Origin of the sequence: Dorea sp. Marseille-P4042 (genome assembly GCF_900290215.1) — a bacterium.
GTDB classification, from domain to species: domain Bacteria; phylum Bacillota; class Clostridia; order Lachnospirales; family Lachnospiraceae; genus Dorea; species Dorea formicigenerans.
The window spans coordinates 259,236-271,609 of record NZ_OLMI01000001.1; the positions used below are offsets into that span (position 1 = coordinate 259,236).

The window sequence follows — 12,374 nt, forward strand, 5'->3', positions numbered from 1 at the left end:
GAAAGATATGGAAAGAATAGCAACAAAGAAACGTACAACAAAAGAAACTGACATTGAAGTAACACTGAATCTTGATGGAACCGGGAACAACCAGATCGATACTGGAATTGGATTTTTTGATCATATGTTGGACGGAATGGCAAGACATGGGTTGTTCGATCTTACCGTAAAGGTCAATGGAGATCTGGATGTGGATTGTCATCATACCATAGAAGATACCGGAATCGTAATCGGACAGGCAATTTTGGAAGCGGTAGGAGATAAAGCCGGAATCAAACGGTTCGGGCATATGATTCTTCCGATGGACGAGACACTGGCACTGTGTGCAGTAGATCTTTCTGGACGTCCATATTTGAAATATGATGCAGAATTTACGGTAGAGAATATCGGTGAGCTGGATACCGAAATGATCAAAGAATTCTTCTATGCCATATCTTACAGTGCAATGATGAATATTCATCTGAAAATTATGGACGGAGAGAATAATCACCATATGGCAGAAGCCCTGTTCAAGAGCTTTGGTAAGGCTCTTGACATGGCGACAATGAGAGAACCGCGTATTGATGAGGCGTGGACAACGAAAGGAAGCCTGTAAAAGGAGAGAATAAAACTTGATTATGATAAGTTACAGAAAATTAATCCCATGTATTTATATTGCAGGAGGGAAAGCGATAAAATGGTTTGATGACCGGGAAGTACTGGCAGATAATGTAGTAGAGCTCGCGAAGCACTACAGCGACCGCGGGGCGGATGAACTTCTGATTTTTGATTTATCAGATTCTGATGATGATCACGAGGCATCTTTAAATCTTCTCAGACAGATTCATAATGTGATCAGTATTCCAATGGTAGCAGGAGGCAACATCAAACGTATGGAAGATGTACAGAGAATCCTGTATTCTGGAGCTAAACGAGTGATTTTGAATTTTTCAAAACCGGACAGTGCTGAGATGATGGCAAAAGCGGCTGAACGTTTCGGAAAAGAGAAGGTTGCAGTTTCGCTAGATGATTTTGACGGATTGTTCAAGCATCAGCATTTGATTGAAGATAATTGCAGCGAACTGATTTTTATGCACAGACTGGATCTGAACTCTGTTGTGGCAGTTACAGACATTCCATGTGTCATTGTGACTGATACGATGGAAGAACTGGAATTATTTAAAATTTTAAAATCCGAAGGAGTCAAAGGTCTGTCTGGACGATATATCAGTCAACCGGAAATGAATTTTAATGATTTTAAAGAACTCTGCGAAAAAGAAGATATTCAGATGACTTCATTTGAAAGTATTATGGAGTTCTCACAGTTTAAGAAAAATCCACAGGGGCTTCTTCCGGTCATCGTACAGCATTACCAGACAGGAGAAGTGCTGATGCTGGCGTATATGAATGAAGAAGCATTTAACCAGACGGTTAAGACCGGGCGCATGACTTATTACAGCAGAAGCAGACAGAAGCTTTGGCTGAAAGGAGAGACAAGCGGACATTTTCAGTATGTGAAGTCACTGACAATAGATTGCGATCTGGACACGCTCCTTGCAAAAGTCGATCAGGTGGGAGCAGCTTGTCACACAGGAAATCCAACTTGTTTCTTCCAGCCTATTGTTGGAAGTGATAATAATGAGAAGAGCCCGGTACAGGTGTTCGAACATGTTTACCAGACAATTATTGACAGAAAAAATAATCCAAAGGAGGGGTCTTATACAAATTATCTCTTTGAACAGGGACAAGATAAGATCCTGAAGAAGATTGGAGAAGAAGCAACCGGCATTGTGATTGCCTCCAAAAATCCAAATCCGGAAGAATTGAAAACGGAAATGGCAGATTTCCTTTATCATGCTATGGTACTGATGGTGGAAAAAGGAATTACATGGGAAGATATTACAAATCAGTTATTGCAGAAATAGATCCCTTGCAGGTATAGGTGCATAAGTAAGTTCATAGATTTAAGAAAGCGATAAATGTTCAATAATGAATAAGGTGGAGGAAGCTATGAATGATGCAGAAAGACGCAGGCAGGAGCTTTTGGAGCAGACAAGGGCTCTGTATAATGATAGAAGGACGATACCTGCAGTACACCCAAGATATGCAAATGCATATCATTACCTGTATGGAAAGTCACAAGAGGATATAAATGAAGATACAAAAGGCGGAACATTTGGAATCCGCCTTTTTTTGTGTGCATTGATGTTTGCTGCATTTTTAACAATAGATAAACAAAAACAGGAAGTATTTCATATGAGCAGCAGTGATATAGCCAATGAAATTACAAAAGATACGGATATTCAGGAAATTTGGAAATCATTGTAACAGGTTGTAATAAGTTGTAACAAAACCTTAAGAAATTCCTAATAACTATCCCGTTGAGAAAAATGTCGAACTGAGCTATACTTAACTGAGAATAAGAAAAGGAAAAGTGGAGAAAGAATACCTATGAGAAAATTTCGAGATGAAGATGAATTTAATATAGATGAAGATCAGAGATATGATTTTGGTGAAGACTATGATCTGGACGATGAAGGCAGCGGATTAGATGACGATGAAGACTATGAAGACTATGATCTGGATGAAGATTATAATCTGGACGAAGATTATATAGATTACGGAACAGAAGCAGAAGATTCGGAGATGTATTCTGACTATGACGAAGACGATGATTGGATCTCTCATGAGAATAGAAGAATCCATGGAAACCATTCGAAGAAAAAATCGGATGATCTGAAAGGGTATGATAGCAGAAGTGAAAGACATGGAAGCCTTAAAAACCACCGAAAGAGAAAGAAGAGGAATCAACTCCTGATTTTGGCAGCCTGTTTAGTACTTGCGTGTCTGGTCTTGACCGGAATATTAAAGTTTGCCGGAGTGATTGGTGTTAAGACTGAAGTTACGCTCAAAGCAGACAAGATTGAAATACAACAGAACAGTCAGGATCCGGTAAATCTTACAGCTACGGCAACATCAGAGGACGAGAAAAAAGCTGCCAAAGTATGGTTGGATAAGAAAAAGGGTTACAGTGTTGCAGATTTCATCAATGAACTGAGAGCTGGAAAGAATTATGAGATTTCCACAGATGCCAAGACTGATACAGAAGGAAAATACAAGATCACGATTAAGATGAATTCCGATATCCAGAAAAAGCTGGAGAATGAATGGAAACATAAAGTCAGACTGACAGTTGAAGGCGGTACATTTGTTGTGACAAATCCAACAGGAACATGGGATGGAGACAAGTTTAAGAAGTACGATGGTACATATGTAATGAATGATTTTGTGGTTTCCAAAGGTAAGACTTATTATTTTGATGCAGATGGTAATAAAGTAACCGGAAAGCAGACCATCAATAATGCAACATATTTCTTCAATAAAGACGGTGTTATGCAGACCGGATGGAAGAAAACTGATGACGGAACATATTATCTAGGGGATAATGGTGCGGCAGTCATTGGCTGGCAGACCATTGAAGATGATGATTATTATTTTGACAATAGTGGAATTATGGCGACCGGAGAAGTTCAGGTAGGTCTTGTAAAATGTACATTTTCCAAAAAAGGTAAACTGAAATCAAAAGGAGATGTCAATATTGATGCGAGTAAACCGATGGTGGCGCTTACATTTGATGACGGACCGGGAGAACGAACCGGAGAGCTTCTGGATCAGTTAGAGAAGTATAATGCACATGCAACATTTTTTATGCAGGGAAAGAATATTCCAGGAAAAGAAGATTTTGTAAAGAAGATGAAAGAAACTGGTTGTGAATTAGGAAACCATTCTTATGACCATCCGCAGCTTACGAAGCTCAGTGCAGATAAGATCGCAAATCAGATTGGTACAACGAACGATCTGATCCAACAGGCAGCAGGATCCACGGCAACCGTCATGAGACCACCTTATGGTGCAATCAATGATACGGTAAGATCTTCTGTAGGACTGCCAATGATTTTATGGAGTATTGACACCCTGGATTGGAAGACAAGAAATGCGCAGTCAAGCATTGATACGGTTATGAATGATGTACAGGATGGAGATGTTATTCTGATGCATGATATCCATACAGAATCTATTGATGCGGCACTTGTCTTGATCCCAAAACTTGAAGAAGCAGGCTATCAGCTCGTGACAGTTTCAGAGATGGCAAAGGCAAAAGGCGTTGCATTACAGAACGGTGAGAAGTATGTTGATTTCTGGGCAAAAGATGTAGAAAAGTATAAGAGCAGCGGCTCAGCCCTGACAGATACAAGCAGCAGTTCAACATCTGATGCGAAGAGTGAAGCAACATCTGATGCAGACAGCTCAAAGAAAAGTGACAGCAGTTCTTCAAAAGACAGCAGTTCTTCAAAAAACAGCAGTCCCAAAAAGAGTGGCAAGAAGAGTAATTGAAATCATAAGGTGTTAAAGAAAGAATCTGTAGAGTGTAGACTTGCAGAGGTGCGCAGTAGAAGTATGTCATACAATTGCATGACGCGCACCTCGCAGCAAGAATGCCGAGGCATTCTTGAATATTATTCAATAGTTAAGAAAGGACAACTTGTGAAAGCTAAAAGGACAAACATTATAAAAAAGCAAGGAACAAAGACATTGGCAGGGATTCTGGCAGTTGGCATGACATTTGGCACACCGATTTCAGTACTTGCAGATGATAATATATCTGACAGTACGATGGAACAACAGGCAGGGGTACAAAATGTACTGGCTAAAAAAGTCGATGGTTCAGAAACTTTGGTAAAAGTATCTGAAGTAGTACTTGGAATGATTCAGCGCAATGAGGTGAAGCTGGATACCGATAAGTTTCTGAAAGATGTGACGACTGGACAGAAGGTAGATCCGACAACCGGAGAACGAGTAACAGAACTGGGAACACCCGTAGAACCGAGCGAACCGGAAATACCGACAACACCGACAGAACCGAGTGAACCGAGTAAACCGGAAACACCGGAAGAGCCGACAACACCGAGTGAGCCGGAAGCGCCGACAACACCGAGTGAGCCAGATGAACCGGAAACTCCTGCTGACAATATAGAAAATACAGAGACAGATCAGAATGGGCAAGCTAATCAGGAGGAAGCGGTTCAAACTGAGAATACAGAAACAGCGAGTAATGAGGATTTAATTTCCAGGCAGCAGATTGTAAAACTTCCACAGATTATTGATGATTTCAGATTTTGGACAGTTGCGAGAACTTATGCATTTGCAAAGGATGATCTGTATGTCAGAGAATCCATTCCAGAAGGAATAGATGGAACCGCCGACACATCAGATGAGTCTTTGAAAGCAGATAAAAAGGCTGCGAAAAAAGAAGCAAAAAAGTTAAATGCCATTTACGAAAAGACAGAGCAGAATAAAAAAGCAGCAATTCACGCAGAGCTTATTACCGAACAGCAACAGACAGAAGACGATGTGACGCTAAATGAGAATGTAACAGATCAGAATGCTGAGCAGGTCCGTTACATTGGTAAACTTGATAAGAATGGTCTTCTTTACATTTTAAAAGAAGAAGAAAATGGCTGGCTTTACGTAGAGTCCGGTAATGTCAGAGGATTTGTGAAAGCATCAGAAGTTTATACCAGCAATGCAGCGCAGAAACTTTTGGAAGTTTATCAAAAAGAAGCAAAGAAAACTGCAGCAGAGAATGGGACGGAATATACTGGAATTGAAGGAACGGCAGCAATTGCCCAGACATTAGTTTCACCACTGGAAAATCAGGCATATACGTATCTGCGTGCAACGGTAAATCAAACTGTTGCAGATAAGAATTATGCGACGGTAAATGCGACGATGCTGAATGTACGTGAGGGCAAAGGTACAGAATCCAGAATCGTGGGAACGATGAATCAGGGAGCGCTTTGTTATGTGCTTGCAGATGCGGATTCTGACTGGGTATATGTGGAGTCCGCAGATGTGCGTGGATTTGTGGCAAGACAATATCTGAATACTGGAGATGAAGTAACCACACAGGTGGAGATTACAGGTGAGGATCACTATCAGACTGCAGAAGAAATTATATCGCCAGAAGAGAATCAGGCACTTTACTATACACTTACGTCTACAAAAGAAGGAACTCCGAATGGAGCAGTTCGAGAATCTATTTTGGAATATGCTTCTCAGTTTATAGGTAATCCATATGTCTGGGGAGGAACCAGTCTGACAGAAGGGGCAGACTGTTCTGGATTTGTGCAGCAGATTTATAAGGCATACGGATATGAACTTCCAAGAGTTGCACAAGATCAGAGTCAGTATGGGACACAGATTCCTGTGGAAGATGCCCAGCCGGGAGATCTGATTTTCTACGCAAAAGCAGGACATGTTTACCATGTAGTCATGTATGCTGGCGATGGAAAAACGATTGAGGCAGCCAACACGAAAGCCGGAATTATCAGTGGCACTGTCAATACGGAAAATGCAGTGTGGGCAACTCGTATATTAGAGGATAATGAGGCAGTTGTTGATGGAGGCATTGGAGAAGTCAATGCAACGACAGATATGTATGGAGCTTGTCTTGGGAATTTTAAGATTACATACTACTGTGCATGCGAAAAGTGTTGTAATAAAGCAGATGGAATTACAGCAACAGGAAGCCGTGTGGCAGAAGGAAGAACCATTGCAGTTGATCCAAGTGTCATTCCATACGGAACAAAAGTTATCATCGGAGGACATATATTTACAGCAGAAGACTGTGGTGGAGCGATTAAGCAGAATCACATTGATATCTATGTGAACAGCCATGAAGAGGCAGAGGCGCTTGGCGTGGCAAATGCCTCTGTATATCTGGTTAAGTAAGGATTTTTTTGAAGATTTATTATGAATTGTAAAATGAGAGACAGTAAAGCAATGAAAGCATGCTTTGCTGTCTTTTCTGAGCTAAAAACACAGGCGTTTATTTTCATATAATAGAGGATAATAAAAAGGAAGAAAATTATGAGCAGGGAAAACAAATACGAGATTGATATGTGTAATGGATCAATCATGGACAAGTTAATATCATTTGCATTGCCGTTGATGTTATCCGGTATGCTGCAGTTAATGTTCAATGCGGTTGATATTGTAGTCGTAGGAAGATTCAGTGGAAGCCAGTCTCTTGCGGCAGTAGGAGCAACGACAGCACTTATTTATCTTTTTACAAACTTATTTATTGGTATTTCTCTTGGTGCAAATGTATTAGCTGCCCGATACTATGCGGCGGGAAGGCATGAAGAAATGTCCGAGACCGTTCATACAGCGATGATGTTTGCTTTGATCAGTGGAATTATTATGATTTTTGTGGGATTATTTTTTTCAAGACTTGCGCTTGAGATTATGGGTACCCCTTCTGATGTTATTGATCAGGCAACGCTGTATATGAGAATTTATTTCCTGGGTATGCCTTTTTTTATGCTTTATAATTACGGCGCAGCCATATTAAGAGCTGTCGGAGATACGAAACGGCCGCTGATATTCCTGATTATTTCCGGAGTGGTCAATGCATGCTTAAATATGTTGCTTGTTATTGTATTCCATCTGGACGTGGCAGGAGTTGCAATTGCAACGGTGACTTCACAATTTATTTCCTGTGTACTGGTAATTGGTTGTTTATACAGAACTAAAAGCAGCTACCAGTTACGATTTTCCCGCTTGAAGATACGGAAGGAATATCTGAAACCAATCTGCCAGGTCGGAATCCCGGCTGGTATTCAAAGTACTGTAATTAATTTTTCAAATGCATTGCTTCAATCTTCGGTGAATTCATTTGGTTCAACAACTATGGCCGGATATACAGCAGCAAATAATATTTTTGGATTCTTATATGTCTCTGTCAATGCAATCACACAGGCATGTATGAGCTTTACCAGTCAGAACTATGGACTGCGAAAACTGAAACGTATGGATAAAATATTGATGGATTGCCTGATTCTGACGGTTGTCGTATCGCTTGTATTAGGAGGCGGAGTTTATTTATTTGGAGCAGAGATTCTGAGATTATATACAGAAGAGGCGGAAGTAATCCGTTGTGGTATAGAAATTTTTGCATATACCACCGTGACATATTTCCTGTGCGGAATTATGGATCTTTTTCCAGGGGCACTCCGTGGTATGGATCGTTCAACAGTACCAATGATCTTATCCGTTATTGGTACAGTGGGAACAAGAATTGTATGGGTGTTCTGGTTGTTCCCGGCTCACCGTTCGCTGGCATTTCTGTTTATTTCATATCCGGCATCATGGCTCATTACAATTGCGATGCAAGTTATTTGCTTTTATTTTGTGAGGAGAAAAGTGCATGGGTAACAGTAGGTTATGCTAAGATTTGACAGGAAATCCTGGATGTAACCGATAGTGAATAATATGTGGAAAAATATGCAATCGAATTTAATTGACTATTATCTGATTACCATATATTATTATATATTGTTAACCATTACTAAACGTCAGTCAGTGTTCAGGATTCTGGAAGTTTTGTAGTAATTTACAATTTTCACCCTAGAATAGACTAAAATACAGCAAAAAAAACAGTTACAAAAAACAACGAAAATTTACGATTTTACAAAAAAAACAGTAAGAATTTCTTTGTGTATATTGCACAAAGAATCAAGGAGATTTAATGAGAAAACTTGCTTTAAACGATGAAATATTACTAAAAATCGAGAAACCTGCCCGTTATATCGGAGGCGAGTATAATTCGGTCATGAAAGACCCGGAAAAGGTAGATGTCAGGTTCGCTATGTGTTTCCCGGACGTCTACGAAATTGGAATGTCCCATCTTGGCATCCAGATTCTTTATGACATGTTCAACCGCCGTGAGGATGTGTGGTGTGAGCGTGTCTATTCTCCGTGGGTAGATCTGGACAAGGTGATGCGCGAGGAACATATTCCTCTTTTTGCATTGGAATCTCAGGATCCAGTGAAAGAGTTTGATTTTCTCGGTATTACAATCCAGTACGAAATGTGCTATACGAATATTTTGCAGATTCTGGATCTGAGCGGAATTCCGCTTCACGCAAAAGAAAGGACGGAGGATGATCCGATTGTAATCGGCGGCGGTCCTTGCACCTATAATCCGGAACCAATTGCAGAATTTTTTGATATGTTTTATATCGGTGAAGGGGAAACGGTTTATGACCAGCTCTTAGATATTTACAAAGAAAATAAGAAAAATGGTGGAAGCAGATGGGATTATCTGGCAAAAGCTGCAGAGGTAGAAGGTATCTATGTTCCGGCGTTTTATGATGTAACATATAAAGAAGATGGCACGATTGATTCATTTGTACCGAATCATCCAAATGCAAAAGAAAAGATCAAGAAGCAGCTTGTTATGGATATGAGCGAGGCTGTCTACCCGGAGAATCCGGTCGTTCCATTTATTCGTGCGACACAGGATCGTGTTGTACTTGAGATCCAGCGTGGCTGTATCCGAGGCTGCCGCTTCTGCCAGGCAGGAATGTTGTATCGTCCGACCAGAGAAAAAGATGTAGAGGTTTTGAAACAGTATGCTTATAAGATGTTAAAGAGCACCGGGCATGAAGAGATTTCACTTAGTTCCTTAAGTTCCAGTGATTACAGTCAGCTAAAGGAGCTTGTAAACTTCCTGATCGACGAATTCAAAGGAAAAGGGATCAATATTTCTCTGCCGTCTCTTCGAATTGATGCCTTTTCTCTGGATGTTATGGAACGTGTCCAGGATATTAAGAAAAGTAGTGTGACATTTGCACCGGAGGCTGGTTCCCAGAGAATGAGGAATGTGATTAATAAAGGACTTACGGAAGAGGATATTCTCGGTGGTGCAGGACAGGCATTTGACGGGGGCTGGAACAAGGTAAAACTTTACTTTATGCTTGGACTTCCGACGGAAACCGAAGAAGATATGAAAGAGATTGCGGTTCTGGCAGATAAAATTGCGAGACGCTACTATGAGATTCCAAAGGATCAGCGCAATGGAAAATGTCAGATCACAGCCAGTAGTTCTTTCTTTATTCCGAAACCGTTCACTCCATTCCAGTGGGCGCCGATGTATGAAAATACAGAATATATTGCAAGAGCTGCCATTGTGAAACATGCATTTCAAGATCAGCTTAACCGTAAGAGTCTGAAGTACAACTGGCATGATGCAGAAGTGACTGTTCTGGAAGGTATCCTTGCCAGAGGCGACCGAAAGGTCGGAAAACTGATTGAGGAAGTATATCGTCTGGGAGCTATTTACGATTCCTGGAGTGATCAGTTCGACAATGATAAATGGATGCAGGCATTTGAAAATACTGGAATTGATATTGGATTTTACAATTTACGAGAACGCTATGAAGATGAAGTGTTCCCGTGGGATTTCATTGATATTGGTGTTACGAAAAAATTCTTGAGAAAAGAATGGGACAAAGCTATGAAAGGAGAAGTAACACCGAACTGCAGAATGCAGTGTTCCGGCTGTGGTGCCGCAAGATGGGGAGGAGGTGTCTGTGTTGAAGGCAAGAATTAAATTTCGAAAATACGGATGTATGAAATTTATCGGACATTTGGATGTTATGCGTTTCTTTCAAAAAGTGATGCGGCGGGCAGACATACCGATCGCGTTCAGCGGCGGATACAGTCCGCATATGATCATGTCATTTGCTCAGCCGCTAGGAATCGGCCTTACCAGTGACGGAGAATATCTGGATATTGAATTGACAGAGCCGATTGATTCAAAAGAAGCGGTGGCCCGAATGAATGCAGTCAGCGTAGAAGGAATTGAGATGGTAAGTATGGTGCAGATTTCCGAGGAGAAAAAGGCCAGTGGTATGACGATTACGGCAGCCTCCGATTATCAGGTGTTTTTACTGGAATCAGGAAAGAGTTCGGATGTTCGAAGAAAGATTCCGTCTGAATGGAAAGAATCCTGGGAGAAGTTCTTAAGTCAGGAGCAGATTTTGGTTTGGAAGAAGACAAAGAAGAGCGAAAAAGAAGTTGATATTAAGCCGATGATTTACGGGTCAGAAATAAAGGAAGAATATCTATATCTATATCTGGCAACCGGTAGCGAACAGAACTTGAAACCAGATCTTGTAATGGAAACATTTCTGAAATATATTGGGCAGGAAGATGCACCGTTGTTCTATAATCGCCTCGATGTATATGCAAGGGACGAGGCTGGAAAATTGGTGCCCCTTGAGGCACTTGGAACACCGATGGTCTGTTCTTAGTTAGAAAGAGTAGTTTGACGTGTTTTTTACAGCGAGAATGTGCCGAGGCGCATTCTTTGTTCACTAAGACAAGGAGTGATTAACTTGAGTAAAAAAGAAGTAAAGACAAATGCCATGCGTATGTTGGATCGTATGAAGATTCCATATGAATATGAAGAATATGAATGTGATGAATTTTCAGACGGTATTGAGACTGCGGACAAGTTAGGGTATGATCATAAATATGTATACAAGACACTGGTAACAACAGGAAAAAGCGGAGGGCATTATGTCTTTGTTATTCCTATCGAGGAAGAAATCGATTTTAAGAAGGCTGCAAAAGTTGTAGGTGAAAAATCACTGGAGATGCTTCATCTGAAAGAATTGACAAAGGTGACTGGATATGTGCGGGGAGGCTGTACATCAATCGGAATGAAGAAACAGTTCCCGACAGTGATCCAGGAAGATGCAAAAGAACTGGATCATATGCATGTCAGCGGTGGAAAGCTGGGCATGCAATTGACTTTGTTGCCTGAAGATCTTGCAAAAGCCGCAAACGCACAGTTTGCTGATGTTATTCATAAAGATTAACAGAGGATTTTTTGCGAGAATGCCGAGGCATTCCTGAAAGAAGGAGAGACAATTATGGATAATTACCTGACAGAAAATATGGATACCGTAATTTTTGATATTGGAAATGTATTGATACATTTTGCGTGGGAGGACTATCTTCATGATCTTGGTTATGAAGGTGCGATGTTTGACCGTGTGGCAGATGCAGTATTTCGCAGTGATGACTGGGATAAAGGTGATTCCGGACTTTACACGACACAGGAGTGGCTTGACTCGTTTATTGAAAATGATCCGGAGATTGAGGGAGATATCCGCAAAGTGTTCGAAGGATTTGGCGCGTCCATTGTCCCGTATCCGGTAACAGAACGTTGGCTTTCGTATATTCATGAAAAAGGAATGAAAATGTACTATCTGTCCAATTATTCTGACGAAATGTACTGTCAGTCAGAGGAGCAATTAAGCTTTTTGAAAACATTTGACGGAGGGGTATTTTCCTGGAAGGAGAAATGTATGAAGCCGGATCCAAAGATTTATGAGATACTTCTTAAGCGTTATAAAATCGTTCCGGAACAGGCACTGTTCTTTGATGACAGACCTGAAAATGTGGAAGGTGCACGAAAGGTGGGCATAAATGGAGTCGTATTTAATACAGATATTCCATTGCAGATGCTTGAAAAATAATGT

10 protein-coding genes are annotated in these 12,374 nt (G+C 40.8%); all 10 read left to right on the top strand.

The window, feature by feature from the left end; genetic code table 11:
• Positions 1-7: 7 nt before the first annotated feature.
• The 10 genes from hisB to C7E02_RS01310 all read left to right on the top strand — a co-directional run bounded on the left by hisB (position 8) and on the right by C7E02_RS01310 (position 12,371).
• A complete protein-coding gene (gene hisB, locus C7E02_RS01265) occupies positions 8-595 on the top strand; it encodes an imidazoleglycerol-phosphate dehydratase HisB (protein ID WP_005336294.1) in 588 nt (195 codons plus the stop codon).
• A 22-nt stretch (positions 596-617) separates the two neighbouring features.
• Entirely contained in the window at positions 618-1,904 is a 1,287-nt protein-coding gene (hisIE, locus tag C7E02_RS01270; protein WP_029731404.1) for a bifunctional phosphoribosyl-AMP cyclohydrolase/phosphoribosyl-ATP diphosphatase HisIE, read from the top strand.
• An 85-nt stretch (positions 1,905-1,989) separates the two neighbouring features.
• Entirely contained in the window at positions 1,990-2,307 is a 318-nt protein-coding gene (locus C7E02_RS01275) for a hypothetical protein (RefSeq protein ID WP_005336299.1), read from the top strand.
• Positions 2,308-2,430: 123 nt separating this feature from the next.
• Complete coding sequence (locus C7E02_RS01280; RefSeq protein ID WP_105308591.1) at positions 2,431-4,374, top strand: polysaccharide deacetylase family protein; 1,944 nt, start codon at positions 2,431-2,433, stop codon at positions 4,372-4,374.
• Positions 4,375-4,524: 150 nt separating this feature from the next.
• A complete protein-coding gene (locus C7E02_RS01285; protein ID WP_022278391.1) occupies positions 4,525-6,771 on the top strand; it encodes an NlpC/P60 family protein in 2,247 nt (748 codons plus the stop codon).
• 138 nt (positions 6,772-6,909) lie between these two features.
• Positions 6,910-8,256: an MATE family efflux transporter gene (locus C7E02_RS01290; protein WP_105308592.1), complete on the top strand. Its 1,347-nt coding sequence runs from the start codon at positions 6,910-6,912 to the stop codon at positions 8,254-8,256.
• A 313-nt stretch (positions 8,257-8,569) separates the two neighbouring features.
• On the top strand, positions 8,570-10,435 hold the full coding sequence (locus C7E02_RS01295; RefSeq protein ID WP_022278389.1) for a TIGR03960 family B12-binding radical SAM protein: 1,866 nt from the start codon (positions 8,570-8,572) through the stop codon (positions 10,433-10,435).
• The gene (locus C7E02_RS01300; RefSeq protein ID WP_105308593.1) at positions 10,419-11,138 is read left to right on the top strand and encodes a TIGR03936 family radical SAM-associated protein; all 720 of its coding nucleotides are present in this window, start codon (positions 10,419-10,421) and stop codon (positions 11,136-11,138) included. The genes C7E02_RS01295 and C7E02_RS01300 overlap by 17 nt, the downstream gene beginning before the upstream one ends.
• An 84-nt stretch (positions 11,139-11,222) precedes the next feature.
• The gene (ybaK, locus tag C7E02_RS01305; protein WP_022278387.1) at positions 11,223-11,708 is read left to right on the top strand and encodes a Cys-tRNA(Pro) deacylase; all 486 of its coding nucleotides are present in this window, start codon (positions 11,223-11,225) and stop codon (positions 11,706-11,708) included.
• Between the two features lie 54 nt (positions 11,709-11,762).
• Positions 11,763-12,371, top strand: coding sequence for an HAD family hydrolase (locus C7E02_RS01310; RefSeq protein ID WP_005336312.1), 609 nt, complete (start codon positions 11,763-11,765; stop codon positions 12,369-12,371).
• The last annotated feature ends 3 nt before the right edge of the window (positions 12,372-12,374 follow it).